Annotated in this window: 22 protein-coding genes and 1 pseudogene; 6 read left to right on the top strand and 17 right to left on the bottom strand. The window is 68.1% G+C overall.

The annotated features are described in order from the left end of the window. Positions 1-43 precede the first annotated feature (43 nt). Positions 44-2,092 carry a squalene--hopene cyclase gene (gene shc, locus DIE22_RS25985; RefSeq protein WP_124606410.1) on the top strand — a complete coding sequence of 683 codons (2,049 nt, stop codon included), beginning with the start codon at positions 44-46 and terminating at the stop codon, positions 2,090-2,092. A 170-nt stretch (positions 2,093-2,262) separates the two neighbouring features. On the opposite strand, the gene ampC is transcribed toward shc, so the two are convergent. The 3 genes from ampC to DIE22_RS25970 all read right to left on the bottom strand — a co-directional run bounded on the left by ampC (position 2,263) and on the right by DIE22_RS25970 (position 4,941). Further along, complete coding sequence (gene ampC, locus DIE22_RS25980; protein ID WP_124606409.1) at positions 2,263-3,432, bottom strand: class C beta-lactamase; 1,170 nt, start codon at positions 3,430-3,432, stop codon at positions 2,263-2,265. A gap of 185 nt (positions 3,433-3,617) precedes the next feature. Then, positions 3,618-4,430 carry an alpha/beta fold hydrolase gene (locus DIE22_RS25975; protein ID WP_124606408.1) on the bottom strand — a complete coding sequence of 271 codons (813 nt, stop codon included), beginning with the start codon at positions 4,428-4,430 and terminating at the stop codon, positions 3,618-3,620. A gap of 79 nt (positions 4,431-4,509) precedes the next feature. Beyond that, positions 4,510-4,941, bottom strand: coding sequence for a hypothetical protein (locus tag DIE22_RS25970; protein WP_124606407.1), 432 nt, complete (start codon positions 4,939-4,941; stop codon positions 4,510-4,512). A 301-nt stretch (positions 4,942-5,242) separates the two neighbouring features. Between DIE22_RS25970 and DIE22_RS38315 the strand changes: the two genes are divergently transcribed. Continuing rightward, positions 5,243-5,479, top strand: coding sequence for a hypothetical protein (locus DIE22_RS38315; RefSeq protein WP_185640694.1), 237 nt, complete (start codon positions 5,243-5,245; stop codon positions 5,477-5,479). Between the two features lie 44 nt (positions 5,480-5,523). On the opposite strand, the pseudogene DIE22_RS25960 reads toward DIE22_RS38315, so the two are convergent. From DIE22_RS25960 to DIE22_RS25950, 3 genes and pseudogenes are all read right to left on the bottom strand, one after another. Next, a pseudogene (locus tag DIE22_RS25960) lies at positions 5,524-5,703 on the bottom strand (YncE family protein); the annotation flags it as partial. 171 nt (positions 5,704-5,874) lie between these two features. After that, positions 5,875-7,131: a trans-acting enoyl reductase family protein gene (locus DIE22_RS25955; protein WP_124606406.1), complete on the bottom strand. Its 1,257-nt coding sequence runs from the start codon at positions 7,129-7,131 to the stop codon at positions 5,875-5,877. Between the two features lie 280 nt (positions 7,132-7,411). After that, positions 7,412-8,242, bottom strand: coding sequence for an SDR family oxidoreductase (locus tag DIE22_RS25950; protein WP_185640688.1), 831 nt, complete (start codon positions 8,240-8,242; stop codon positions 7,412-7,414). A 109-nt stretch (positions 8,243-8,351) separates the two neighbouring features. Here DIE22_RS25950 and DIE22_RS25945 point away from each other — a divergent pair, with 109 nt between their 5' ends. After that, entirely contained in the window at positions 8,352-9,305 is a 954-nt protein-coding gene (locus DIE22_RS25945; RefSeq protein ID WP_124606405.1) for an AraC family transcriptional regulator, read from the top strand. Between the two features lie 320 nt (positions 9,306-9,625). Further along, positions 9,626-9,838, top strand: coding sequence for a pentapeptide repeat-containing protein (locus tag DIE22_RS25940; RefSeq protein WP_409364618.1), 213 nt, complete (start codon positions 9,626-9,628; stop codon positions 9,836-9,838). Here the strand turns inward: DIE22_RS25940 and DIE22_RS25935 are convergent. The 8 genes from DIE22_RS25935 to DIE22_RS25900 all read right to left on the bottom strand — a co-directional run bounded on the left by DIE22_RS25935 (position 9,826) and on the right by DIE22_RS25900 (position 19,053). Next, the gene (locus DIE22_RS25935; protein ID WP_124606404.1) at positions 9,826-11,043 is read right to left on the bottom strand and encodes a porin; all 1,218 of its coding nucleotides are present in this window, start codon (positions 11,041-11,043) and stop codon (positions 9,826-9,828) included. The genes DIE22_RS25940 and DIE22_RS25935 overlap by 13 nt on opposite strands. Before the next feature lie 70 nt (positions 11,044-11,113). Next, entirely contained in the window at positions 11,114-12,931 is a 1,818-nt protein-coding gene (locus DIE22_RS25930; RefSeq protein WP_124606403.1) for a tannase/feruloyl esterase family alpha/beta hydrolase, read from the bottom strand. Between the two features lie 208 nt (positions 12,932-13,139). Continuing rightward, the gene (locus DIE22_RS25925; protein WP_124606402.1) at positions 13,140-13,847 is read right to left on the bottom strand and encodes a substrate-binding domain-containing protein; all 708 of its coding nucleotides are present in this window, start codon (positions 13,845-13,847) and stop codon (positions 13,140-13,142) included. A 14-nt stretch (positions 13,848-13,861) separates the two neighbouring features. Then, a complete protein-coding gene (gene ligK / locus DIE22_RS25920; protein WP_124497012.1) occupies positions 13,862-14,545 on the bottom strand; it encodes a 4-carboxy-4-hydroxy-2-oxoadipate aldolase/oxaloacetate decarboxylase in 684 nt (227 codons plus the stop codon). Positions 14,546-14,547: 2 nt separating this feature from the next. Continuing rightward, positions 14,548-15,573: an amidohydrolase family protein gene (locus DIE22_RS25915; protein WP_124606401.1), complete on the bottom strand. Its 1,026-nt coding sequence runs from the start codon at positions 15,571-15,573 to the stop codon at positions 14,548-14,550. 73 nt (positions 15,574-15,646) lie between these two features. Beyond that, complete coding sequence (locus DIE22_RS25910; RefSeq protein WP_124497134.1) at positions 15,647-16,996, bottom strand: aromatic acid/H+ symport family MFS transporter; 1,350 nt, start codon at positions 16,994-16,996, stop codon at positions 15,647-15,649. 134 nt (positions 16,997-17,130) lie between these two features. After that, positions 17,131-18,435 (bottom strand): gallate dioxygenase, encoded by a 1,305-nt coding sequence (locus DIE22_RS25905; protein ID WP_124606400.1) that lies wholly within the window; start codon positions 18,433-18,435, stop codon positions 17,131-17,133. A 75-nt stretch (positions 18,436-18,510) separates the two neighbouring features. After that, on the bottom strand, positions 18,511-19,053 hold the full coding sequence (locus DIE22_RS25900) for a hypothetical protein (RefSeq protein ID WP_124606399.1): 543 nt from the start codon (positions 19,051-19,053) through the stop codon (positions 18,511-18,513). A gap of 475 nt (positions 19,054-19,528) precedes the next feature. Between DIE22_RS25900 and DIE22_RS25895 the strand changes: the two genes are divergently transcribed. Both DIE22_RS25895 and DIE22_RS25890 read left to right on the top strand, forming a co-directional pair. Beyond that, positions 19,529-20,782 carry a LysR family transcriptional regulator gene (locus DIE22_RS25895; protein ID WP_124606398.1) on the top strand — a complete coding sequence of 418 codons (1,254 nt, stop codon included), beginning with the start codon at positions 19,529-19,531 and terminating at the stop codon, positions 20,780-20,782. 166 nt (positions 20,783-20,948) lie between these two features. After that, positions 20,949-21,866, top strand: a complete 918-nt coding sequence (locus DIE22_RS25890) for an NAD(P)-dependent oxidoreductase (RefSeq protein WP_124606397.1) — start codon at positions 20,949-20,951, stop codon at positions 21,864-21,866. Between the two features lie 148 nt (positions 21,867-22,014). On the opposite strand, the gene DIE22_RS25885 is transcribed toward DIE22_RS25890, so the two are convergent. From DIE22_RS25885 to DIE22_RS25875, 3 genes are all read right to left on the bottom strand, one after another. Then, positions 22,015-23,262 carry an MFS transporter gene (locus DIE22_RS25885; RefSeq protein WP_124606396.1) on the bottom strand — a complete coding sequence of 416 codons (1,248 nt, stop codon included), beginning with the start codon at positions 23,260-23,262 and terminating at the stop codon, positions 22,015-22,017. A 266-nt stretch (positions 23,263-23,528) separates the two neighbouring features. Then, entirely contained in the window at positions 23,529-23,858 is a 330-nt protein-coding gene (locus tag DIE22_RS25880) for an H-NS family nucleoid-associated regulatory protein (protein ID WP_124497019.1), read from the bottom strand. A gap of 343 nt (positions 23,859-24,201) precedes the next feature. Beyond that, positions 24,202-25,551, bottom strand: a complete 1,350-nt coding sequence (locus DIE22_RS25875) for a reverse transcriptase family protein (protein ID WP_124606395.1) — start codon at positions 25,549-25,551, stop codon at positions 24,202-24,204. Between the last annotated feature and the right edge of the window lie 253 nt (positions 25,552-25,804).

The following is a 25,804-nucleotide window of genomic DNA, read 5'->3' as shown; positions in this document are numbered from 1 at the left end:
GGTAGCACTCGCGGTCTCGAGATAAACATTCCGGCTGGATGGTATGATCCGCCGCATGAACAAACCCGCCCCTTCCTCCTGGTCCGCGCTCGACACCGCGATCGCCCGTGGACGCGACGCGCTGATGCGTCTTCAGCAGCCTGACGGCAGCTGGTGTTTCGAACTCGAATCCGACGCGACGATCACCGCGGAATACATCCTGATGATGCATTTCATGGACAGGATCGACGACGCGCGCCAGGAGCGGATGGCGCGCTACCTGCGTGCGATCCAGCGGCTCGACACGCATGGCGGGTGGGACCTGTACGTCGACGGCGACCCGGACGTGTCGTGCAGCGTGAAGGCATACTTCGCGCTGAAGGCCGCCGGCGACAGCGAGCATGCGCCGCACATGGTCCGCGCGCGCGACGCGATCCTGAAGCTCGGCGGCGCGGCGCGCTCGAACGTGTTCACGCGCATCCTGCTCGCGACGTTCGGCCAGGTGCCGTGGCGCGCGGCGCCATTCATGCCGATCGAATTCGTGCTGTTCCCGAAGTGGGTGCCGATCTCGATGTACAAGGTCGCGTACTGGGCGCGCACGACGATGGTGCCGCTGCTCGTGCTGTGCTCGCTGAAGGCCCGTGCGCGCAACCCGCGCAACGTCACGATCCCCGAGCTGTTCGTCACGCCGCCCGACCAGGAACGCCAGTACTTCCCGCCCGCGCGCGGGATGCGCCGCGCGTTCCTCGCGCTCGACCGCGTGGTGCGCCATGTCGAGCCGCTGCTGCCGAAACGCCTGCGGCAACGCGCGATCCGGCACGCCGAGGCGTGGTGCGCGGAGCGCATGAACGGCGAAGACGGCCTCGGCGGGATCTTTCCGCCGATCGTGTACAGCTACCAGATGATGGACGTGCTCGGCTACCCGGACGATCATCCGCTGCGCCGCGACTGCGAGAACGCGCTGGAGAAGCTGCTCGTCACGCGGCCCGACGGCAGCGTGTACTGTCAGCCGTGTCTGTCGCCGGTATGGGACACCGCATGGAGCACGATGGCGCTCGAGCAGGCGCGCGGCGCAGCCGTGCCGGAGACCGCCGAGCCTGCCGGCGCACCGGATGAACTCGACGCACGCATCGCCCGCGCATACGACTGGCTCGCCGAGCGCCAGGTGAACGACCTGCACGGCGACTGGATCGAGAACGCCCCCGCCGACACGCAACCGGGCGGCTGGGCGTTCCAGTACGCGAACCTGTACTACCCCGACATCGACGACACCGCGGTCGTCACCGCGATGCTCGACCGCCGCGGCCGCACGCATCGCAACGCGGACGGCTCGCATCCGTATGCGGCGCGCGTCGCGCGCGCGCTCGACTGGATGCGCGGGCTGCAGTCGCGCAACGGCGGCTTCGCGGCCTTCGACGCCGACTGCGACCGCCTGTACCTGAACGCGATCCCGTTCGCCGATCACGGCGCGCTGCTGGATCCGCCGACCGAGGACGTGTCGGGCCGCGTGCTGCTGTGCTTCGGCGTCACGCAGCGCGCGGACGACCACGCGTCGCTCGCGCGCGCGATCGACTACGTGAAGCGCACGCAGCAACCCGACGGCAGCTGGTGGGGCCGCTGGGGCACGAACTACCTGTACGGTACGTGGAGCGTGCTGGCCGGGCTCGCGCTCGCGGACGAGGATCCGTCGCAGCCGTACATCGCCCGCGCGCTCGCGTGGCTGCGCGCCCGTCAGCACGCGGATGGCGGCTGGGGCGAGACGAACGACAGCTACATCGACCCGGCGCTCGCCGGCACCAATGCGGGTGAAAGCACGTCGAACTGCACCGCGTGGGCACTCCTCGCGCAAATGGCGTTCGGCGACGGCGAATCGGAATCGGTCATGCGCGGCATCGCATTTCTGCAATCGGTGCAGCAGGACGACGGCTTCTGGTGGCACCGGTCGCACAATGCGCCGGGCTTTCCGCGCATCTTCTACCTGAAGTATCACGGCTATACCGCGTACTTTCCGCTGTGGGCGCTCGCGCGCTATCGGCGTCTGGTCGGCGGCGCGTCTTCGGTCGACGCGCGCACCGTGTCTTCTTCCAACGCAGCGGACGCCGCGCTCGCCTGAGCAACGGCGCAGCGGACGCGCGTTGCCGCGTCCGCCGGCGCCCGTGATGCCATCCCGACGATGGCTGGAGCGGTTCTCCCCCGTCGGCCGGTGACACGCGGCCCCCTCACCGGCATTGCCCGCCCGTCACAGACATTTCCGTTCGGGCGGGCACGACGCGCGCGACCACACTACTGCTTGCCGTCCAGCGACTCGACGATCCGGTACGCGGTCTTCACGCGATCCTCGATCGGAAAGCTGCGGTTCGCGAGCATCACGATCGCGATCCGCTTCGCGGGGACGAACGCGACATAGGTGCTGAAGCCGTTGGTCGAGCCGGTCTTGTTGATCCACGTGTCCGGGCGCGGCGCGAGCGGCGGCTCGAGTGCGGTCGCGGGCGTCGCGTCGTGAAGCATCGGCGGCGCATTCCCTGCGAGCAGCGTCGGCAGCGCGACGGGATACGGATACTGCTCCCACATCAGGTCCTGCGTGAGCGGGCCCGCGCGGAAATAGCCGGTATGCGTGCGTTCGAGCGCGCGCTGCAGCCGCGGCGCCGTTTCGACGAGCCCCATGTTCGCCTGCACGAAGCGCAACAGGTCCGCCGCCGTCGTCCTGACGCCGTATGCCGGCTGCCACAGCATGCCGCCCGTCATCCGGATCGGCTTGCCGTCCTGCGTATAGCCCTGCGCATAGTCGGCCTGCCGCGCGGCGGGCACGTTGATGTAGGTGTGCGTCATCCCGAGCGCGGGAAACAGCCGCTGTTCCATCAGCGCCGCGAAGTCGCGGTTCATCGCCTTCGCGGTGAGCTGCCCGAACATCCCGGTCGCGACGTTCGAGTACGTGCGGCGCGTGCCCGGCGCGTACGCCGGCCGCCATGCGTCGAGATAGCGCATCAGCTCCGCGTCGTCGCGGATGCTGTCGGGCACCTGCAGCGGCATCCCGCCCGGCGTGTGCGTGCCGAGCTCGAGCAGCGTCACGCCGCCGAACGGCTTGCCCCGCAGCGCGGGCAGGTACTTGGCCGCAGGGTCCGACAGCGACAGCTCGCCGCCCTCCTGCGCGTCGGCGGCGAGCGTCGCGGTCAGCGTCTTGCTGACGGAGCCGATCTCGAACAGCGTGTCGCCGGTCACCGGCTTGCCGGTTTGCGTCGACACCACACCGTAGTCGAACACGTAAGGCTTGCCATCGGCGACGATGCCGATCGCCATGCCGGGAATGGCGAACTGCTTCATCAGCGGCGCGACGTTGCGGGTCACGGTGTCGTGAATCTCGTCGGCTGCGGCGGCGGCCGCGCGGCCGGCCGTGGCGGCGGCGCACGCGGCGACGAACAGGGTCGCGGCGATGCGTATCGCGTTGAATCGCATGGTTGCGGTTCCTTCGATTTTCTGATGGTTGTGTGAACAACTGGTCCGGCCGCGCCGCGCGGTGGCCGCGGCGGCCGGCCTGTCGAAGCACGACTATCCGCTGCCGGCCGCCCGTCAACAATCGATGATATGTTGCGCGAGCCTAAAGAAAATCTTATGCGACGCGTGAACCGGCCATGCGGACGTCAGTCCGGCAACCGCTCGAGAAACGCCAGCATCGCGGCGTTGAAGCGCGCCGGCCGCTGCAGCGGCGCGAAATGGCTCACGCCGGGCAGGATCGTCAGCGTCGCGCCCGGAATCGTGCGCGCGAGATACGCCGCATGCTCGGGGCGAATGAACTCGTCGTGCTCGCCCTGCACGATCGCCACCGGCACCGCGATCGCCGCGAGGTCGGCCGCGCTGTAATCCGGTTGCGTGCGCATCATTTCGCTGACGGCCGCAACGAACGCATCGAACTGGCCGGGCGTCGCGGACAGCCGCGCGTAGTCCTTGCGGTGCCGCGCGAAGCAGCGGTCGATCAGCGGGCTCGGCGCCATCTCCTTCGTGCCGCCCGGATCCATGTTGCACGCGAAGAAGAACACGCACGCCGCCCGTTGCGGCGCGCGGGCGGCCAGCACGAGCGACACGCACGCGCCGTCGCTCCAGCCGACGAAGCGCGCGCGCTCGATGCGCAGCGCATCGAGTACCGCGAGCACGTCGGAGGCCATGCGTTCGTAGGAATAGGGGCGATCGTCGCGCGTGCTGCGGCCGTGGCCGCGGCTGTCGATCACGATCGCGCGGTAGCCGGCCGCGACGAGCGCCGGCACCTGGTTACCCCAGTTGCCGCCGTGGCCGAGGCCGCCGTGCAGCAGCACGACCGGCGGGCCGTGGCCGAACGACGCGTGCCGGATGCGCGCGCCGTCGTGGTCCAGCCATCCTTCGGCATCGGCCGCGGGCAGTGGCGTACCGCCTTGCGCGTCGAAGCGGACGAGGTCGTCGTCGGCGAATTCCGCATTCATCGTTCTGCCGTCCTTTCGAGGGAGACGAGCTTGCGATTGTAATGCGCGGGGTGGCACGCCGCGGTGCGGCGCCGGGGCGTCAGGCCTGCGTCGACACCAGGCCGCCGGACGTCGAGCCGCCCGACTTCTGGATGGCCTGCGCGAGCTGCGCGATCGCCGTCGACAGCGCGGCCGAGATCGTGCTCGCTTCCGCGCTCAGCGTCTGCTGTTCGACCGCGGCAGCCGGATCGTCCTTCGCGCGCTGCGCGGCGGCCGCCATTTGCTGCTGCAGTTGCGCGAGCTGTTTCTGCAGGCGCTCGATGAGCTGTTTCAGCTGCGTGACCGCGGGATCGTCGGCGGAGGATCCCGACGCGCCCGGCGTCTGCCCCGTGCCGTCGGACGGCGCGGCGCCGCCCGTCGGCGACGACGCGGCGGCCTTAGCCGTCGACACGGCACCGTTGCCTGACGGGTTGGCGGTGGCGTTGCCGGTGGCCGGCGAGGTCTGCGCGGCGGAAGAAAGATCGATCTGCATCGTGTCGGTCCGTAACGAGTGCGACTCGGGTCGTTTGAACAGGGAATGCCTTGCAACCGGTTTACGGTATTCGTCGGATCAAACTTGAGTCCCGCCTTGCGCACAGCGCCGATGCTGCCGCCAGGCGGTTGCCGCGCGCAAGGCCGTGGGCGGGATGTCGATTGTCGCGAAGGGGCCAGAATGACCCGCCGTTCACGCTGGTAAAATCGCCGGTCGGCCTGCCTCCGCAGCACCCGGCTGCGTTCGGCAAGTCTTGCGGGCTTCCCCGCACCGGCGCCCGCCCGGTCGGGCGCAACGCGCGATGCCGTCCGGCGCCGTCGCCGTGCGCGCGTCGCGCGCGCAGCGACACGACGACGCGACGCCTTCGGCGCCCCCCTTCACCACGCATTTCGAGGAATTCACGATGGCCCGCATCGGCGCCTTCTGCCTGACCACGTGGCTCGCGGCCGCGATTCTCTATTTCGGCCAGCATTCGGTCGCGATGATTGCGCTCAGCGGCGTGGTCGTGTTCGGCGGATTCGACCTGCTGCGTCCGTAACAACGGCGGGCGCGTGGCAGGCACGCCTCGCCGCGCGCCGCACTTTACCGCGGCAATGTCCGCAACGACGACGGCCCGCCCGACAGCGCGATGCGCTCGCCCGTATCGCGCAGCTTGCCGCCCTCCACCGCATACAGCGCGAGCTGCCGCTCGACGTTGAACTGCACGATCACATGCCGGCTGTCCGCGGTAAATGCGATGCCCCGCGCGGCTTCGCCGCCCGGCACAGCCCCGCGGGTGCGGACGACGACGCGTGAAACGCCGTGCCGCGGCAGTCCCGCACGCGACGCATTGACGACAGGATGCCGGAAAGCCGGCCGCGGATGATCCGCGCAAGCATGGATGCGTGCGGCACGAATCGTGGACAGTCGCGATGCGCACGTCGCGCGCCCGGCTCAGGCATCCAGCAGTTCGAAAGCCAACCCGGCATGCCGCACGAGGCGCTCGACGAAGCGCTCGTCGAACATCGTCGCGGGCGTCCAGAAACCGCCGCCGCGCCCGGTCTTCGTGCCGTCGCGGGCACAATCCAGCGCGAGGCTGAGCGCGGCCTGGCCCAGCATCTTGCCGGTCGAGCCGTAACCGGGATCGCGATCGCCGGTGACTTTCACGCGCAGGGTCCGCCCGTCGTCGGCGCGCCCGAAGAAGCGCAGATCGTAGCGGCCGGCCAGTTGCGCCGCGGCACTCGGCCCCTCACCGGGCTTCGGCAGCAGGAAGCGCTCCATCAGGCTACGTACCGGCTTGACGAGGACGCCGACCATGAACGCGCCGAGGCCGGCCACCATCGTCAGCGCCGCAATGCGGCCCTTCATGCCCGTACCCATGATGACCGCCTCGTCATAGGTGAACCGGTCGCCATACGCGTTGTCCGCGAGGGCATTGGAGCGATGCACGACGCGCTCGTTGACGGCCGCCATCACGAACGGCGCGATCCACGTGCCGCCGTCGCGATCGAATTCCGCCGAGCGAACCGCATGTTGCCGTACCGTGAAGCGGTGATCCTTCGGGCATAACGCATACGGATCGAGCAGTTCACGGCGCACTGCGGGATCGGCCGCGGCTTCGCGCACGACGTTGATCACGCTCGCGACCGTTCCGCCCGACGCACCGCCCTTCAGCGTCTTCACGCGCATCTTCACCTGCGTGGCCGGCACGCCCCACTGCCGCCGCGCGTGCTGCTGCAGGAACAGCACGCCGATGTCCGACGGCACCGAATCGAAACCGCAGCAATGCACGATGCGCGCGCCCGATTGCCGGGCCGCCGGCTCGTACCGTTCGATCATCCGCTTGATCCACTGCGTCTCGCCGGTGAGGTCGCAATAATCCGTGCCGGATTGCGCGCAGATCCGGACCAGCGGCTCGCCATAAAGCGCGTACGGACCGACGGTCGACACGACGACGCGCGTCCGCGCGCACAACGTCCGCAATTGCGCTTCGTCGGCCGCATCGGCCACGATGACCGGCAGCGCCTGCCCCGCGGCACCCAGCCCGTCCCTGACCTTGCGGAGCTTCGCCTCGGAGCGGCCGGCGATCGCCCAGCGCAGCGCTTCTCCGCTGCCCGACAGGTGCTCGGACAGGTAGCGCGTCAGGATTTGCCCGACGAAGCTGGTGGCACCGAATACGACGAGATCGAGATCATGGGTCGGCTGGGTCATCGATGCTTCCTCTGAAACGGGTTGGCTACGGGCAGCCGGGTTCATCGAACGGGTTCGTCGAACGGGTTCGTCGAACACCTTCAACGGCTTCGGCAGAGAGTAGAAGTTCGGCGCCCAGGTCGGACTGGACACCGCCGCCAAACGACTGAGCGCGCTGCGATATTTGTCAGCGGAATCATACGTCTTCCGTATGAACTCGCCTGAACAACGGCCGAAGCCCCATCATTCATGCAGTTCAACCAGAACGTTCAATCGAACCAATCGCTTAAAGGAACACGCTTCAGGCCCAGTGCGCCTTGAACTCCCGCGCATACTGCTCGAAACGAATCGGCGCCTTTCCGGTGATACGCCGCACTTCATCAGTGACGTGCTCGGCATGACCAGCTTTGAACTCCTGCAGGAGGGCCAGCAGCAATTCCGTGTAGTCCGCCGACAGGCCCGCATTCAGCAGCCCATGACGCATCTCGTCTTCGGCGATATCGGTATGGACGATCGTGCGCCCCGTCACCTTCGAGAGAATCGCGGCCACCTGTGCATGGTCCAAGGCCTCGGCACCGGTCAGGTCGTGCGCTGTATTCAAGAAGTCGTCGCCACTCAACAACCGAGCGGCCACCGCCGCGACATCGCGCGTGTCGACAAAGCTTCCCTTCGCCGTTCCCGCGGGCACGACGATCTGGCCTTCGGTCTGGATTCCATGCAGCCAGAAGGTATGGAAGTTCTGCATGAACCAATTCGGCCGGATTGCGTTCCAGACCATACCCGACCGCTCCAGATGCAATTCCGCCCGACGCAGGGGGATGTTGTCGTCGACGTCGACACCGAGCGCAGAAAGAAGGAGCACCTTGCATACGCCGGCTGACTTCGCTGCGTCGATGGCAGGAATCAACAACTCGTCATGGTTGGCGAAACCGGGAGGTGGCATCAGGAACAGTTGGTCGGCACCAGCGAGCGCCTGCGTCAATCCCGCGCCGGTCGCCAAATTGACCAGGACTTCGCCTGGCCGCAAGGCTCGGCCGGTAGCACGGCGCACGTTCTGACCTTGAGCCGTGAGTCGAGACGACAGAGCGGAACCAATTTGACCGCTGGCGCCGATTACGAGGGTTGTGGTCATCGAGAACTCCTTGGAGGGTGTTGAATAGCCCCGAGTGTGCCCTCTTGAAAAAAGAACCAGAATGCATGAAAGTCCAGACTTCATGTCTAGGAGTCTTCGGAATTTCTAAATGGACATACTTTCAGACATTCTTCATGTCGCTGGACTGCAGTGCCGCCTGCTTGACATGCACGCCCTGTCGCCCGGTGACGCACTGCGATTTCCATGCGAGCGTAGCTTTGGCCTGCATACCGTGACGCGTGGCCAAGCCTTCGTGCACGCGCCCAATCTCGATGAGCCCCTGGCACTACTGGCGGGGGATATGGTGTTAATGGCTCGCGGCAGCGTTCACCTGCTCTCTCTCGACCGTCAGCCGCCCGCGTGCACCAGCGCGATACCCGTCGCGGACTTCCCAGGGGCTGAGCGCCGCGCCGTGCCGGTGCACGGTAGCACCTTGGTCATCTCTGCCGCCTATCAACTTTGGCACGAGCCACTGCATCCATTCCTGCGAAGCCTGTCGCCATGGTTCGTCATCCGCGGCAACACACTGCAGCAGCTTTCAGCACTGCCGCTGACCATCGGTTTGCTTGATCGCGAACTCGGCGATCGGGCGCTAGGCGCGACCTCAGCCACGCATGGCCTGCTGGATGCACTGTTCGTCTTCGCTCTGCGCGAGATCGCCGAGCGAGAGCACCCCTCGGGAGCACCAGGCTGGCACCACGCCATTGCCGACCGGTCTATCCGCGAGGCATTGACCTTCATGCACGGCAACCTCAGCCATGGCTGGACGCTGGAAGAACTCGCCCGACAAACCGGACTATCGCGCTCGGCTCTGGCCGAACGCTTCCGCAATGCACTGGGCGACACCCCGCTAAGCCATTTGCGGACACTACGCATGCAAAAGGCCATGCAGTTGCTCTCCGACACCCAACAGTCGTTGGAGCAAGTTGCGCAGGCCGTGGGTTATCAGGATGCGTTCGGTTTTTCTAAAGTATTCAAGCGATCCACCGGTCAATCTCCAAGCCAATTTCGCAAGCAGGACGCGTTGGAGAAACTGACCTCCGACCGTTTCCAGCAGGTCTGAGTGCTCGTCCGGACGCACATGCCCCGCTCCTTTGGCGCGCTCAACACCCAATCCGATCCGTTCGCGGGCACGGCACGGCACGGCGCGGCGTGGTGCCGTTGCCGCCGGCGGCCCACGCGGATCCCGTGCGAATACCGCAAGCCGCCAGCCATGCGATCGTCATCGGCAACGGTGCACGCATGACGCTCTCCCTGAACGAACCCTGAAACACGAACGCCTTCCTTGTCGCCGGACCGCGCGACAGGCGACGCGGTCGTCCTGCCAGAAAGAAAGACTTCGACCTGGAAGGCGCGGACCTGTCGCGGCTCGATTTGCGCGGCGTGCGGTTCGAGCGCGGCGCGCTCGCGGAAGCGTCGTTCGTCGGCGCGACGCTCGCGCAAACGGCCTGGATTCGCTGCCGCGCGCGCCAGACGAGCTTCGCCTCCGCCGATCTCGAGGACGCGCGGTTTCAGTCGTGCGATCTCCACGACACGAACCGGCGACGCAGCAAGCTCGGCTCGTGGTGCTTCGACGAATGCCATCAGAACCGGTGAATGATCCCCGCGCCGAACGCGAACTGGTTGCCGGTCGACGACGGAGCGGAATTGAACCCGTCGCCCAGCGTCGCGGTCGCATCGACGATGCTGCCCGCGCCGCTCGTGCCGAGCGTCTTGCCCTTCGCGTGCTGATACGCCTCGAGCAAATACAGCCCGGTGCGCTTCGACAACGCGTAGTACTGCGACAGGTTGAACTGGTGATACTGCGCGCTGTCGGTGATGCCGTTCGCCTCGGTCGCGCGCGTGTATGCATAGCCCGCGCCGAAATCCCAGACCGCCGACGGCTTCCAGTGCAGCACCGCGCCGGCCGTGTTGAAGATCGCGGTGTTGACGAACTTCGACGCCGCGCCCGGGATGTATTCGGTGTTGGTATACGTCGCGGACGCATCCCACGCGTCGCTGAACCGGTAGCTGAGCCCGACCGCGAAGCGCTGCTGCGCCTTCGCGGTCTGGTAGCCGTTCGTGAGCGCCGACACGCCGACCTGCGCGCCGCCGTTCGACGTCGTCGAGTTCGCGCCCCAGGTTCCGCCGGCCGTATTCGAGTTGTTGATTCGCTCGAACGCCACGCCAACGCCGAGCGGGCCGGCCGCGTACTGGATGCCGGTCGCCCACGTCGACCCGGCGTTCGTGCTGCCGGCCACGCCGCCGAGCGAATACGAACCGCTCAGCGTCACACCGTACCATTTCGGCGACGTGTACTCGAGCGTGTTGTTCGCGCGGTAGATCGTGTCGAGCCCATCGACGTCGCCCGGGTGCGCACCGTAGTAGCCGGTGATCCAGGTCGTCGGGCTGAAGGGTGACATCGTCTGGTAGTACGACGCGTATTGCCGCCCCGCGGTCAGCGTGCCGTAAGCCGCATTCGTCAGCCCGACCCACGCCTGCCGCCCGAACATCGCATCGGTGTACTGCGTCGCCCCCGTGCCCGAGTTGAAGCCCGATTCGAGCGTGAAGATCGCCTTCGTGCCGCCGCCGAGATCTTCCGCGCCCTTCAGGCCGAAACGGCTGCCGGCCCACACGCCCTGGTTCATCCTGACGACCGACTTGCCGCCGCTCGTCGAGCCGAGCGTCGTCGCGTTGCTCTGGTAGCCGATCCCGTTGTCGACGATCCCGTACAGCGTGACGCTGCTCTGCGCGAATGCCGGCGCGACCGCCGCCATCGCGACGCCAGACGTCAGCGCCACGCGTAATGCCCGTTTCTTCATCGATCAGTCTCCTTCCTTGCCTGGTTCATTGAGTAATGCGTCGTTGTGGTGGCGACCCGCCGTCATCGGATCAGGGACGATAGGCATGCCAGCCGTTGCCGCCCTTGCAGACGAGTTGCGAACCCTGGACCTGGCACTGCGCCTCGTAACCCGGCGAATACAGCCATTCGCCGGCCCAGTGCAGGTCGACGTACGGATCGGCCGCCGGCATATCGGCGACGAAGTTCGCCGCATCGTCGGTGCTGCCGCTGCCCGTGTAGTGCGCGGTGGCCGGATACGGGAACACCGGGCGCGTGCGCGTCGTGTTGCCGTTCGCATCGACGATCGACGCGACGATCCGGCCGGGCGTCGCGCCCGTTTCGGTCCAGGCCATCAGCGGCGTGAGGATGTCGAACACGTTCGGCCCCTGCCCGCCGCCGCAGTGCGCGACGCCCGGGAACAGGTAGAAGCGCGCGAAACGGTCGACCTTCGCATCACCCATGTCGTGCTTCATCGCTTCGTAGTATTCGATGCTCGAGCGCGGCGAGATGTGCTGGTCTTCCAGACCGTGCCACAGCAGCAGCTTGCCGCCGCGGCCGGCGAAGCGGCTCAGGTCCGGATCGGTCGCGGCCAGGTAGTTCGACACCGGCACCGTCTTCGCGAACCCGTCGAGCGTGAACTTCAGGTCGCCGATCGTCGCGGACGGATACGACGCGTTGTAGTCGTCGAGATAGCGCAGGAACGGCAGCACGAAGCTGATCGTGCCGCTCTGTGCGGTGGCGGTCGCCGGGACGAACAGGCTCCAGTTCAGCTCCGAGCCCCATTCGCGCGACACGAGCGGTTCCAGACGCGTACCGTCGGCGGCCGTCGCGCCATCGTGGATCCGGCGCACGACGTCGGCTTCCTGCGACGTCAGGCAGGTCGCGGTGGATTGCCCCTGCGCGCAGACGATCGTCGCGGGATCGAAACGGCACGCGCGCGGGTTGTCGATCACGCCGTCGACCACGCCGTCCAGCCCGTCGCAGGCCGTCAGCACGGCCGCGTGCAGCATCGGCAGCTTGCCGGCGAGCAGGATCGCGTTGCCCGTCTTCGGGTCCGTGTTGACCGCGTTCGGCCATGCATGGTGGAACGTGTTCTGCACGATCAGGTCGTTCGCGGGCGCGCCGGCGGCGATCCCGTCGAAGTCGTCGGGGAAGCGCTGCGCCTCCATCAGCGCCTCGCGGCCGCCGTCGGAACAGCCGTCGAAGTACGCGTAGCGCGCGGGCCGAGCGTAGAACTTGCCGATGATCGCCTTCGCCACCTGAGCCGTCGCATGTTCGGCGCGATACGCGAAATCGAGCTTCGCCTTCGGGTCGAGCGCCCACGAACCGTCGTTGCCGCCCTCGTGGCCCATGTCGGTCGCGGCCATCGCGATCGTCCCGTTCGTCACCGGCACGCAGGTCGACGCCATCGGCGCATTGACCGACAGGTTGCCGCACAAGCCGCCGCAGCCCGTCTGCAGATAGCGCTGCGTCCAGCCCTGCGTCGGCAGCTGCAGTTCGAACAATGACGCGCCCGGACCGATCGTGCCCTTCACGTCGCATACGGGCGCCGGCAGCGTCTTGTTGCCGACGACCGTGCCGGCCGGCAGCAGCACCGCCGACGTGATCGTGACGGTGCCGTCGGTCACGCCGCTCAGGTCGAGCGCCGCGACCGACGGGCACGACATCGCGGGCATCACCGCCGGAAGATTCGTGAGGCCGCCGGTGCTCGCGGAACTTGCCGCGCTCGCCGCGCCCGGCCAGCCGGCCAGCGCCGCGCACAGCCACACGGCCGCGATTGCCAGCACCCGGACCAGCGCATCGCGCCGGACCCGTGCGGCGCGATTCCGCGCGCACACCATCCACCCTGCCCTGCAGTTCGTCTGCATGCCTGTCTCCTGTCTTTCTGTTGGATACGCCGCTCGCCCGCACGGACGATGCGGCAACGTTGTGTCGGTCTTGCGGTGCATCGGGCGACGCGGGTCTGCCCGGATCGCCCGTCACTTCTTCATCAGCATAACTAAGCTCGTCGTCCGTTCCCGTTGCGAAGAATGCCGAATCCCATCTGATCCGTTTATCGATTCGTGCCGCCCGGACTCACGCGGGTTCCATCCCGTGTTCGCGCTTGACGCGATCGGCTTGCGGCGACGCGAGATACGCGAGAAACCGTGCGGCGGCCGCGCGATCGCGTGCGGTGCTGCATAGCGCGGCGGCGAACACCGTCACCGCCTGAACCGGATCCGGCAGCGCGCCCGCGACATCGATGCCCGGCACGTGCATCAGCTCGCTCAGTTGCTGAAAGCCGAGCTCGACGTCGCCGGATGCGATCAACGCGCCGACCGGCACGCCCGCCGGCGCCTGCACGATACGCGGTGCGATCGCGTCGACGATGCCCCAGCGCGCGAACAGACGATTCAGGTGCGTGCCGCTCGGCCCCGTCGAATAACCGATCCGGCCGGCGCGCAGGATCGCGTCGCGCAACGCCGCCTCGGTGCCGATATCCGGCCGCGTCGCGCCGCTCGCCACCGCGACCGCGATGCCCGAGCGCGCGACGTCCACGCGGCTGCCCGCGTCGACATGGCCGTCCGCCGCCAGCCGCTCGATCGCATCGGACGCGAGCACGACGAAATCGAACGGCTCGCCATCCCGCACGCGCCGCGCGGCATCGACGCCGCCGACCGACGTGATCGATACGCGACATCCCGTGTCGCGCGCATGGTCGGCGACGAGCCGCGCCAGCAGCGGCCGCGTCGCCATCGACGAAATGCCCGAGACGGCCGTCGCCGCGCCTCGCGTCTGCTCCATCGTCGCCGCCTGCATCAGTCGATGTAGCGCAGGCCGGCCTGACGCAGCGGCTCGCGCATGTCGTACATGTCGAGCCCGAGCACGCCGGACGCGAGCTTCGCGCGCTTCGCGGCTTCGTTCGACTCGCGCGCGATGGCTTTCTCGAGCACCTGCGCCGCACGCGCGGCCGGCACCACGACGACGCCGTCGTCGTCCGCGACGATCACGTCGCCGGGATTGACGAGCGCCCCCGCGCACACGACCGGCACGTTCACCGAGCCGAGCGTCGCCTTGATCGTGCCTTTCGCCGAAATCGCCTTGCTCCAGACCGGGAACTGCATCGTCTCGAGCACCGCGACGTCGCGCACGCCGGCATCGATGATCAGCGCGTGCGCGCCGCGCGCCTTGAAGCTCGTCGCGAGCAGGTCGCCGAAATAGCCGTCGGTGCAATCCGCGGTGACTGCCGCGACGACCACGTCGCCCGGCCGGATCTGTTCGGCCGCGACATGCATCATCCAGTTGTCGCCCGGATGCAGCAGCACCGTGACGGCGGTGCCGGATGCGTGCGCACGCGGATAGATCGGCCGCATGTACGGCTTGAGCAGCCCCGTGCGGCCCATCGCCTCGTGCACCGTTGCCGAGCCGAGCGCGCCGAGGCGCGCGGCGACGTCCTGGTCCGCCCGATGGATCGTGCGGTACACCACGCCGAGTTCAGTCATGATCAGAGCCCCTTCGCTTTCAGTTGCGCATCCAGGCGCGGATACACGCGTCGCGCATTGCCTTCGTAGATCTTGCGACGCGCGTCTGCATCGAGCGACGATGCGTCGATGTAGCGCTTCGTGTCGTCGTAGTAGTGACCGGTTTCGGGATCGATGCCGCGCACCGCGCCGATCATCTCGCTCGCGAACAGGATGTTGTCGACCGGAATCACGCCGGTCAGCAGGTCGATGCCCGGCTGGTGATAGACGCACGTATCGAAGAACACGTTGTTCAGCAGGTGGTCCTTCAGCAGCGGCTTCTTCAGCTCCTGCGCGAGCCCGCGAAAACGTCCCCAGTGATACGGCACCGCGCCGCCGCCATGCGGGATCACGAAACGCAGCGTCGGAAAATCGCGGAACAGGTCGGAGGTCAGGCACTGCATGAAGGCCGTGGTGTCGGCGTTCAGGTAGTGCGCGCCCGTCGTGTGGAAGCACGCGTTGCAGCTCGTGCTCACGTGGATCATCGCGGGAATGTCGTACTCGACCATCTTCTCGTAGATCGGGTACCAGTAGCGGTCCGACAGCGGCGGGCTCGTCCAGTGGCCGCCGGACGGGTCCGGATTCAGGTTGATCGCGACGTTGCCGTATTCCTCGACGCAGCGCACGAGCTCCGGAACGCAGGTCGCGACATCGACGCCCGGGCTCTGCGGCAGCATCGCGGCCTGCACGAAATGATCGGGAAAGAGCTGCTGGACGCGATGGCACAGCTCGTTGCACACGGCCGCCCACGTGCTCGACACCGCGAAGTCGCCGATGTGATGCGCCATGAAGCTCGCGCGCGGGCTGAAGATCGTCAGGTCGAGGCCGCGCTCGCGCATCAGCCGCAGCTGGTTGTGTTCGATCGATTCGCGCAGTTCGTCGTCGCTGATGTTCAGCTCGGCCACCTTCGGTTGTTCCGACGGACTGCCGATCGCCGCGACCTGGCGATTGCGCCACGCTTCCAGCGCCTTCGGCGCGGTGGTGTAGTGGCCGTGAATGTCGATGATCATTGATGCTCCTGCGTTTGATGATGTGTCCGGCACCCTGCCGACAACCGCGCCGGACGGCGGTCCGCAACGTGCGTCAGTGCGCCGGGTTTTCGAGTTCCTGCGGTTCGGGCGCGGCCGCGCGCTGCGTCGTCATGATCGCGATCGCGGCCAGCGTGGCCGGCACCGCGAGCATCGACAGGATTGCGTCGAACTTCCAGCCGACGCCGAGCAGCGCGCCGCCGATCGCCGAGCCGAAGATGCTGCCGAAGCGGCCCATCCCCAGCATCCAGCTCACGCCGGTTGCGCGCGCAACGGTCGGATAGCGTCCCGGCGCATACGCGTTCAGCCCCGTCTGCGCGCCGCTCATGCAGAATCCGGCGGCGAACACCAGCAGCGCGAGCGACGACGACAACGCACCGGCCCACGCGATCACGGCCACGCACAGCCCGCCGCCGAGATATGCGGCGCCGATCACCGGCGCCGGCCGCACGCGGTCCATCAGCCAGCCCACGCCGATCGCCCCGATCGTGCCGCCGATCTGGAACATCGCGGTCACGTTCGCCGCCGTGCTGACGGACAGGCCGGCGTCCTTGATCAGCGTCGGCAGCCAGCCGGTCAGCAGGTAGATCACCAGCAGCCCCATGAAGTACGTGATCCACAGCGACAGCGTCACGCGGCCATAGCCTTGCGAGAACAGCACGCCGATCGGCTTGCGCGTCGGCAGCGGCGGCTCGTTCGACACGAACGTCTCGTTGCCGCTGAACTGCCCGCCGCACACGCGGTTCAGCAGCGCGCCGATGCGCTGCGACGGCGCGCCGCGCACGGCCAGCAGCCGCGCCGATTCGGGCAGCAGCCACAGCTGCAGCGGAATCAGCAGCAGCGGCAGCGCGCCACCGAACAGCAGCACCGTGCGCCAGCCGTGCAGCGGAATCAGCCAGCCGGCGACGAAGCCGATCAGCGCCGAGCCGAGGTTGAAACCGGTGAACATCACGGTGATCATCAGCGCGCGCATCCGCTGCGGCGCGTACTCCGACAACAGCGTCGTCGTGTTCGGCATTGCCGCGCCGAGACCGATGCCGGTCAGCAGCCGCAGCATCGCCATCTCGAACGGCGAATGCGCTTGCGCGGTCACGATCGTGAACACGCCGAACAGGAACACCGACGCGATCAGCACGCGCTTGCGCCCGAACCGGTCGGCGCTCGGGCCGGCCAGCAGCGCGCCGATCACGAGACCGATCGGTGCCGCGCTCATCACGAGCCCGAACTCGGGCCGCGAGATCGCCCAGTCGCGAATCACCGACGGTGCGACGAAACCCATGATCGCGACGTCCATCCCGTCGGCGATCACGACGAGGCAGCACAGCACGACCAGCAGCCACTGGTACCGCGACACCGGCCGTTCATCGATGAACGCCTTGATGTCGATTGTCTTTCCACTTGCCATCATGACTCTCCTGTCTCCTTGTCGACGATCGACCAATAGATCGATCGATTCGTCATCCTATTTATATGGCTTGATTCACTTCCGAACTTGCGGTCACGAAGGCGCTACGCTCCCGCTCGCGCCTTCGTCACGCGTTACGTGTTGCGCGGCTTGTCCGCGTCGTCCCAGCCCAGCGGCCCCGCACTCTTGCCGGCCACCGAGTACAGCGCGCCCGGCGCGTTGCGCGTGCGCTGGAATTCCTCCAGCGATTCGCCGCGCATCGCCGCGTAGATGTGCAGGTTCGATACGCCCGTCACCGCGCCCAGCTTCTCCAGCAGGAAGAAGATCACGCCGTAGCGCAGCAGGCCGAGCCAGTCGCGCTGGCGGATCAGGTCGCGCTCGTCGGTGCTCAGGCCCGCGGCTTCGAAACTCGCTTCGGGGTCGCTCAGGAACCGCGCGCGATGCGCGGGCTCGATCATCCGGTGCAGGTAATCGTTGATCCGGTATGCGCGAACGGCCCGCTCGATCGTGAACGGATAGGTCCCCGGCAGTTGCTCGACGCCGGCGAGCTCCGCCGCGATCCGCTGCCGATGGCGTTCGGCGGCCGCTTCGTCGACGTCGGTGTCGGCCGGCTCGTAGACGGCCGTCGCGATGCCCGTCATCGACGGCAGGTAGTAGCTGCGGTGACGGCACACGACGCCGGCCGGCAACGCACCGCGCATCGTGAGCCACATCACGACCTCGGCGCCTTCAAAGCCGCCGAGCGTCGCGTATTCGGCGAGCGGCATGCCGGCCAGGCGTTCGGGGTCGCGCTCGAGCAGGTCGAGGAAACGCGCGTCCCATTCGGGATTGTTGAAGCCCGAGCGCTCGCCGTGCACCTGGTGCGACAGCCCGCCGGTCGCGACGATCGCGACGCGCAGGTCTTCCGGATAGCTTTCGATCGCGCGGCGCAGCGCCTGCCCGAGCCGGAAAAACCGGCGCGCGGACGGCACCGGCAACTGCAGCACGCCCATCTGCAGCGGCACGAGCCGCACCGGCCAGTCGGGCCGGTGCGGACACAGCACCGACAGCGGCGAGAAGCAGCCGTGGTCGAGCGGCTTGTTCTGGAAGAACGACATGTCGAACTCGTCGGCCATCAGCGACTGGCCGATATGCGCGGCCAGCGCCGGGTGGCCGGCGATCGGCGGCAGGTCGCGCGCGCCGCCGCCTTCGTCCGCCGGATCCCACTGCGGCCCGACGCCGAGCGAGAACGCCGAGTAGTGGTCGAAGAAGAACGACGTCACGTGGTCGTTGTAGATGAACAGCAGCACGTCGGGGCGCTGGTCGGCGAGCCACGCGCCCAGCGGCGCGAAGTTCTCGAAGATCGGCGCCCAGACGGGATCGTCATGCTTGTTCTTGTCGAACGCGAACCCGATCGTGGGCGTGTGGGAGGCTGCGATGCCTCCGATAATCCGTGCCATGCCAATGCTCCTTGGTGATGCTCGAATGCGGTCCGGCCTCGCCGTCCGCCACTGATTGAATGCGTGCGCGTCCGCTTACGAGACGCGGCGGTGCGGCTGCGGCGCGAGGCTGCGCTTGACGACCAGCGCAAGCGGAACGGTGAAGACGAAATGCGACATGAACCCGCCGATGATCACGTTCGGGTCGAAATAGTTCGGATGATTGCTCGATGCGATCATGATCAGCGCGTGCATCACGATCCACGCGACGATCGCGAAGAACAGCGCGACGAACGTCGCCTCGAAGCCGCGCCGGCGAAACCACGGCCAGATCGCCGCGAACACGATGCCCCACGACAGTGCGAAAACGAAGTGGATCGCGGTGCCGATGAAGTACGCGCCGATGCCCAGCGCCTCCTGCGCGGCCTTGCCGAACACGAGCCCCGTCGCGTTGCGCGGAATGCCGGCGAGCGGCATCAGGTGCTGCGCGCCGACCCAGACGAGCGCCTCGTACACCCAGATCAGCACCGCACCCGCGAGGCCGCCGCGAATACCCGCGCGTACCGTGTCGGCAAACGTCGTGCTGCCCCGCGCCGCGTCCGTCGATCCGCCGGCCCCGATGATGTGCTGTCGTCCCATTGCGCTGCCTCGCTCGTGTATGCGGGCGCCGCGCGACGCGCAACGCCCTTCGTGATCGGACGAACAATGAATCAGATGGCGGCCCGATGCGCCGGCAACCGCGTGCTTGCGGTCCCCGGGATCGAAATTACGCATTCGGCGGCCACACGAGACAGTCAGGGTAAACCCTTGTATTTCGACGAAACGGCCTGTCGGACAAGCTTTGAGCCACCATGCGAACCGCCACGCCGATGCCCGGGAAGCCCGCCGGACATGGCGCTCGCGGCTGGACACGCGCCGGGTCGCCGTTCGCGGCCGGTCGCCGGACGATTCACGATCGATAAACAAAACAGATAGGCGGATAAGCACGACGCAAGCTCCGCCGCCACCGTTCCGGTAAAGTCGGTCAACCCGCTCCGCCGCCGGCGCGGGCCGCACGGATGCAGGCATGTCATCCCCGCGTTCGCCGCCGCGACGCACACCGCCCGATCGCCCCATGGACAACACCGAACTCCCGAACCTCGCCTGCCTGTACGCGGTGCAGCGCGTTGCCGAAACGGGCAGCGTGAGCCGGGCCGCCGCCACGCTGTTTCGCGCGCAGTCGGCCGTCACGCGCGCGGTGCAGGAACTCGAAACGGCCCTCGGCGAACCGCTGTTCGATCGCAAGCCGTCGGGCATGCTCGCGACGCCGGTCGGGCGTGCGGTGCTGAAGCGCGGCGAACGCGTGTTCGCCGAACTCGGCGCGCTCGCGAACTGGTGCACGCTGCGCCAGTCGCGCCGCCGCGCATCGGCCGAAGGCGGCCTGCCCGCGTTCCTGCTCAACACGCGGCGGCTCCAGCTGTTCTCGACGCTCGCGCGGCACCGGCACATGCCGAGCGCGGCGCGTGCGCTCGGCGTCACGCAGCCGGCCGTCAGCAGCGCGATCCGGATTCTCGAGAGCGGCGCGGGTTTCGCGCTGTTCCATCGTCATCCGCGCGGCCTGCTGCTGACGACCGACGGCGAGACGTTCCTGCTGCACGTGCGGCGCGCGCTGAACGAACTGCGGCACGTCGCCGACGACGTCGCCGCGCTGCACGGCAGCATCCAGGGTGTCGTGACCGTCGGCGCGCTGCCGCTCGGCCGCACGCTGATGCTGCCCGAAGCGGTCGCGCGCGTCGTCACGCGCTACCCGAAGGTGCGCGTGATCACCGACGAAAGCGCGTACGAGGCGCTCGTCGCCGGCGTGCGCGCCGGTGACATCGACTTCATCCTCGGCGCGTTGCGCGCGAGCGATCCGGCGAGCGACCTCGAGAACGAACGGCTGATGTCCGAGAATCTCGTCGTGCTCGCGCGGCACGATCACCCGCTCGCCGGTGTGCGCAACCTCGGGCTCGCGAGCCTCGCCCGCGCGCAATGGATCCTGCCGCGCAGCCACTCGCCCGCGCGCGGCCTGTTCGAATCGCGGTTCCGGCGCATGAAGCTCAAGCCGCCGATGCCGACCGTCGAGAGCGCCGACCTCGCGGTGATTCGCGGCCTGCTGCTGCACACCGACATGCTCGCGGTACTGTCCGCGCAGCAGCTGCACTACGAATGCGAAGCGGGGCTGCTGGCCGTTCTCGACGTCCCGATGCGCGAAACGACCCGCGACATCGGCCTGATGACACGCGCCGGCAGCCCGCCATCGCCGGCCGCGCGCGCGTTGATCGATGCGATTCGCGTCGTCGCGACCGAGGTCGCGCGCACGCCGCACGCCACCGCCGCCGCGCGATAAGGAAAGCGCATGGCTGCCGCACCCGATTCGCATCGCGGCCGGTACTTGAATCGACCGACAATGCAGTCGATATGCGGTTCGGCGTCCGGCCGCTGCGCGGCACTGCCATAAGGCATCGCGACACCGCTCGCCCCGCCCGCGCATCACCTTCCTGAGGAGCGACACGATGATCGACCCGGCGATTGCCTTCATCGGTTTCGGCGAAGCCGGCGGCCTGCTCGGCGGCGCGCTGGCCGCCCGCGACGTGCGCGTGACGATGTACGACCGGCAGCTCGACGATGCACGGTCGGCGCCCGCGATGCGCGACAAGGCCGCGCGCCTGCGCGTCGAAGCCGCGTCGACGCTCGCCGCCGCGATCCGCGACGCACGCTGGATCGTGTCCGCCGTGACGGCGTCGTCCGACGCGGAAGTCGCCGCGGCGGTCGCCACGCACATCCGCCCGGGCCAGACCTTCATCGACATCAACTCGGTATCGCCCGCGATGAAGCAGCACGGCCAACGGCTGATCGAAGCCGCCGGCGGCCGCTACGTCGAAGCGGCCGTGATGGCGCCCGTGCCGCCGCACGGCCTCGCCGTGCCGATGCTGCTCGCCGGCCTGGCGGCCGAAGCGGTCGCGTGCGAGCTGAACGCGCTCGGCTTCGACGCGCAGCCCGTGTCGACCCGCGTCGGCGTCGCGTCGGCGGCGAAGATGTGCCGCAGCGTGATGATCAAGGGAATCGAGGCGCTGACCGTCGAATGCCTGGACGCCGCACGCGCATACGACGCCGATGCGCTGGTGCTCGCGTCGCTGCGGCAGACCTTCGGCTCGTTCGCGACGCTGCCCGACCTGCCCGGCTACCTGATCAGCCGCGTCGCCGAGCACGGACGCCGGCGCGCGGCGGAGATGCGCGAAGTGTGCGACACGCTGCGCGAAGGCGGCGTGGCGCCGGAGATGAGCGATGCGTGCGCCCGCGTGCAGGATCGCTTCGTCGACAGGATGGCCGCGCGCGGGCTCGCCTACGACGCGCTGCTGCCGTTCGACTGGAAGCAGGTGCTCGACCGGCTGGACGAACGGCCGCCGTCAGCGCCCACGGCGGGCGACTGACGCACCCGCGCGCGGCGGCCCTATCGTGGCGGCCCTGTCGCGGCGCCTGTTCCGCGTCCGGCGAGCATCGTGAATTCCGGTGATGAATCGTTGAACTGCATGGCGGCGTGACGCCGGGCCGCGGCACCCGGCCGGGCGCCGCGCCTCGTCATTCGAGCTCGACGCCCTTGAGCTCGGGGATCAGGAACAGCGTCGCGATCATGTCGAGCACATAAAGGCCCGCGAGCAACGCGATCGCCGTCTGGAACGAGTAGCGCGCGGCCAGCGCGCCGACCGCCACCGGCCCGAAGCCGCCGACCGCGCGGCCGAGATTCCACAGCACGTTCTGCGCGGTCGCGCGCGCGGCGGTCGGATAGCCCTCGGACATCAGCGCCCCGTAGCCGCCCACCATCCCGTTGACGAACATCCCCATCAGCGCGCCGGCCCACAGCATCGCCGTCGGGTCCGACAGGCGCGCATACGCAACGACCGTCACGACCGAGCCGAGCTGGTACAGCAGGAACGTCGGCTTGCGGCCGATGCGATCGGCGAGCTGCCCGAACGTCCAGACGCCGATCATCATCCCGACGACGGTCGCCGCCGTCCACAGCCCCGACTTCGTCAGCGAGAAGCCCATCTGTTTCGACAGGAAGGTCGGCAGCCAGATCATGATCCCGTAGTAGCCGAAGTTCTGGACCGAGCACAGGATCACGATGCCGAGACTCGTGCGCGCGGTGCGGGCGTCGGCGACGAGCATCCGGAACGCGTTGGCGCGCGGCTGCGTCGCGCGCTGCACGAAGACTTCCGGCTCGTGCAGCCGGTTGCGCAGCACCCACGCGAGCAGCGCGGGCAGCACGCCGACCACGAACATCCCGCGCCAGCCGACCTGGCGCAGCAGCAGCGGCGTCAGCAGCGCGGCCAGCAGCACGCCGGCCTGCCAGCCGAGCGCGACGTAGCACGACACGCGGGCCCGCTTGCTCGCCGGCCACGCTTCGGCCGCGAGCGCCATGCCGATCCCGAACTCGCCGCCGAGGCCGATGCCGGCGATGGTCCGATACACGAGCAGATCGCGGAAGCCCTGCGCGAACGCGCACAGGCCGGTGAAGACAGCGAACAGCATGATCGTCCAGGTCAGCACGCGCACGCGGCCGTAGCGGTCGCTCAGGGCACCGAACAGAATGCCGCCCGCGACGGCGCCGATCAGCGTCCACGTGACGAGCGCGCCGCCCTGTCCGGGCGTCAGCTGCAGCGCAGCCGTGATCGCGGGCAGCATGAAGCCGAGAATCAGCAGGTCGAAGCCGTCCATCGCGTAGCCAATCGCCGAGCCGGCCAGCGCCTTCCATGCGTACGACCCGACCTGCTCCGTGCGCGGCGCCGCCGGATCGCCGAGCGTCGAAGATTTGATGTTTGCTGCCATGATGTCCTGCCGGAAATGTCCGGGCGACATTCTAAAGCCAGTTCCCGCGCATGACGGGCCGGCAAGCGCGCGCGCACGGAAAGCGCCGCACGCCCGCTTCCGGGAACGGAAACGGGCGGCAGCGGTAATGAATTTGAAAGATTCGGAAGCCGGGACCCGCAATCAGGCGGGACACCGAAAGAAGGAGGAGAAACCGGTGTTGCGTGGCCGGCGTCGCCGCCGGCGCGGGTCGAACGGCACCGGAGTGGTGCCGGTGCGATGCTGGGTCAGCCCTGGTCGTCCCCGGGCCACCAGGTTTTGGCCTCGCGGTCGACGAGCAGCGTGTCGAGATCCTTGCCTTCGAGCCATTTGGGTCGCGGGCCGCGGCCCGACCATGAGCGGCCGGTCGTCGGATCGTAATACTTGGCAGGCGCCTTGCGTTTTCGCTGGACGATGTAGCCGAGGGCGCTCAGCACTTCCTGCTGCGAGATGCCCAACAGCTCGACCTGCTCCTTGAATGCCGAGAGTGCGGCTTGCTTCTCCTTCTGCTTGGCGTCCGACAACTTGATGTTCAGGTCCCGAAGTTGTGCTTCGAGTTCCTGCAGGGCCTGGGTCATGTATTCATCCTCTTTGGGCATGTTTTATTCAAAAAACCTCCGATGGCTGAACCTATCACGAAGTTCCGCCAATCTGTGTTGCGATACGTGAATCGTTTGCCTGGACCTGCGAGGCTTTCGCAGTGTGCCGCAGGCAACGCGATCGTCGAAAGCCGGATGACATCGATACGCAACACGCGGCGAGCCGTCGGTGGCGACCTCGTCGCCACCGGGCGTCGCACCCTTGCACGGGCGCGGCATGGCGCGAATGATAGCAGTGCGCATCCATCGTGTTTGAAGACTTTTGCGGTCCGGCGCACGCGCGGCTTCGTCGGCCCGCGAGCATCGACGCCGGCGCGGCGAATTACGCATCGTAGCCGCGCCCGTCCCACGCGATCCGTGTGAACAATGCATGCAGCTTCGCGCCGCGCGCGGCGTTCAGCGCGCTTGCATGGGCGACGCGTCCGGCCAGGTGCGCGCGGAAATCCGCGTGCGCGGCGCGATTCTGCGACACCGGTCCGTGGCGGATGCAGTTGGTCAGGATGGCCTTCAGGACATCGAACTCGTCGCGCGCCAGGTTCGGTTGGCGATTGACGACCACGCCGGCCAGTTGCTGCCGCACGCCGCGCCGCATCACGCGCGTCTTGCGCAGTTGCAGCGCGAAGCCTTCCTCGAGTGCGATCGCGGCGACCCTCGCCTGCAGCCGCCCCGCCTCGCGCGCGAACGCGCCGCCGCCCGAGAACGCGAGATCGTCCGCATAGCGCGTGTAGGTCGCGTCGAGCGAACGCGCGAGCGCCGCGAGCCGCATGTCGAGGCGGAACGCGCACAGGTTCGCCAGCGCCGGCGAGGTCGGCGCGCCCTGCGGCAGATGGCGGCTGCGGTAGCGCTGGCGGCCGGCCCAGTCGAACCGGTCGCGCAGGTCGGGCGCGAGCAGCCGCGCCGACGGCACGCGGTTGGTGCACAGCGCGGTCAGCGTCCGCGCCACTTCCGCCGGATAGCCCAGCGTCGTGAACAGCGCATGGACCCGCGCCGCGCGCACCGACACGAAGAAATCCGCGAGATCGAAACGGACGACGACGTCGCGATCCGCATGCGGCGCGGCGAACGACACGATCCCCCGCCCCTTGCGAAAGCCGTGTGCCGCATCGTGCGGCGGGATGCGATCGAGCAGCCCGTGCAGGATGCGGCGCTGCGCTTCGCGCAGCCGGCCCTTCGGGATCTCGATCAGGCGGCAGCCGCCGCGACGCTTGTCGTAGCCCGCGTACGTGTAGTGATGCAGCGGCGAGTCGCTGCCGCGCGTGTCGACACGCCAGCGGTCGGACAGCCAGTCGAGCTCGGGCGCACTCACGCCGAGCCAGCGTGCAAGGTCGCCGCACGTCGGCCATGGCGGCACGTCGATGCCGGCGAGCCGCGGCGGCAACGGTCGCTGAACCGGCGGCCGGCGCACGATGCGCATCACGACCGGCCGATGATTGCCGTACCACGCGATCATGAACGCCGACGTATCGGCCAGCGCGCTTGCCAGCAGGTCGGTATCGACGCCGGTCCAGTTCGTGCCGAAGTGCGCGATCGCGTGATCCACGAGCGCGTGCCCCCACGACGGTGCGGCGCCGAGCACGGTCGCGATGCGCTCGAGCATGCCGCCGCGTTCGGGCGGGCCGGCCAGCATCGCTTCGGCAATCGCGCGGGCTGTATCGAACCGGGATGCTTGCATGGAGAAGAATGGGCGGGACGATGAGTCAACGTGACAGGTGCTGCGAGAGCAGTCGTTGCGCAACGCGCAACCTGCGCTCTTGCGACGCATCGGGGTGTCGGTCTCATCCACGGGGTAGCCCCGTAGTCCTGGAACATCGGCTGCCTGTTCCGGGGGTGTGCTTGACCCACCGCCCCGCGACGCGACTTTAATGGCCGGGCGCGCGGGGTGTCAAATGACGGGGCGCGCGACGCTCATGCCCGGCGTCGCGCAG

This window comes from Burkholderia sp. Bp9142, from assembly GCF_003853415.1.
In the GTDB taxonomy this organism is placed as follows: Bacteria; Pseudomonadota; Gammaproteobacteria; order Burkholderiales; family Burkholderiaceae; genus Burkholderia.
This window is presented reverse-complemented; position numbering and strand designations above follow the sequence as displayed.

What these genes read in the sequence shown, in the direction of transcription:
- DIE22_RS25935 (WP_124606404.1), bottom strand. Translation starts at nt 11,043, where the DNA reads ATGAAGAAACGGGCATTACGCGTGGCGCTGACGTCTGGCGTCGCGATG.
- DIE22_RS25900 (WP_124606399.1), bottom strand. Translation starts at nt 19,053, where the DNA reads ATGGGACGACAGCACATCATCGGGGCCGGCGGATCGACGGACGCGGCG.
- DIE22_RS25950 (WP_185640688.1), bottom strand. Translation starts at nt 8,242, where the DNA reads ATGACCACAACCCTCGTAATCGGCGCCAGCGGTCAAATTGGTTCCGCT.
- DIE22_RS25930 (WP_124606403.1), bottom strand. Translation starts at nt 12,931, where the DNA reads ATGCAGACGAACTGCAGGGCAGGGTGGATGGTGTGCGCGCGGAATCGC.
- DIE22_RS25945 (WP_124606405.1), top strand. Translation starts at nt 8,352, where the DNA reads ATGGACATACTTTCAGACATTCTTCATGTCGCTGGACTGCAGTGCCGC.
- shc (WP_124606410.1), top strand. Translation starts at nt 44, where the DNA reads ATGATCCGCCGCATGAACAAACCCGCCCCTTCCTCCTGGTCCGCGCTC.
- DIE22_RS25970 (WP_124606407.1), bottom strand. Translation starts at nt 4,941, where the DNA reads ATGCAGATCGATCTTTCTTCCGCCGCGCAGACCTCGCCGGCCACCGGC.
- DIE22_RS25885 (WP_124606396.1), bottom strand. Translation starts at nt 23,262, where the DNA reads ATGGCAGCAAACATCAAATCTTCGACGCTCGGCGATCCGGCGGCGCCG.
- ligK (WP_124497012.1), bottom strand. Translation starts at nt 14,545, where the DNA reads ATGACTGAACTCGGCGTGGTGTACCGCACGATCCATCGGGCGGACCAG.
- DIE22_RS25925 (WP_124606402.1), bottom strand. Translation starts at nt 13,847, where the DNA reads ATGGAGCAGACGCGAGGCGCGGCGACGGCCGTCTCGGGCATTTCGTCG.
- DIE22_RS25880 (WP_124497019.1), bottom strand. Translation starts at nt 23,858, where the DNA reads ATGACCCAGGCCCTGCAGGAACTCGAAGCACAACTTCGGGACCTGAAC.
- DIE22_RS25975 (WP_124606408.1), bottom strand. Translation starts at nt 4,430, where the DNA reads ATGAATGCGGAATTCGCCGACGACGACCTCGTCCGCTTCGACGCGCAA.
- DIE22_RS25915 (WP_124606401.1), bottom strand. Translation starts at nt 15,573, where the DNA reads ATGATCATCGACATTCACGGCCACTACACCACCGCGCCGAAGGCGCTG.
- DIE22_RS25910 (WP_124497134.1), bottom strand. Translation starts at nt 16,996, where the DNA reads ATGGCAAGTGGAAAGACAATCGACATCAAGGCGTTCATCGATGAACGG.
- DIE22_RS25875 (WP_124606395.1), bottom strand. Translation starts at nt 25,551, where the DNA reads ATGCAAGCATCCCGGTTCGATACAGCCCGCGCGATTGCCGAAGCGATG.
- DIE22_RS25955 (WP_124606406.1), bottom strand. Translation starts at nt 7,131, where the DNA reads ATGACCCAGCCGACCCATGATCTCGATCTCGTCGTATTCGGTGCCACC.
- DIE22_RS25895 (WP_124606398.1), top strand. Translation starts at nt 19,529, where the DNA reads ATGGACAACACCGAACTCCCGAACCTCGCCTGCCTGTACGCGGTGCAG.
- DIE22_RS38315 (WP_185640694.1), top strand. Translation starts at nt 5,243, where the DNA reads ATGCCGTCCGGCGCCGTCGCCGTGCGCGCGTCGCGCGCGCAGCGACAC.
- DIE22_RS25905 (WP_124606400.1), bottom strand. Translation starts at nt 18,435, where the DNA reads ATGGCACGGATTATCGGAGGCATCGCAGCCTCCCACACGCCCACGATC.
- DIE22_RS25890 (WP_124606397.1), top strand. Translation starts at nt 20,949, where the DNA reads ATGATCGACCCGGCGATTGCCTTCATCGGTTTCGGCGAAGCCGGCGGC.
- ampC (WP_124606409.1), bottom strand. Translation starts at nt 3,432, where the DNA reads ATGCGATTCAACGCGATACGCATCGCCGCGACCCTGTTCGTCGCCGCG.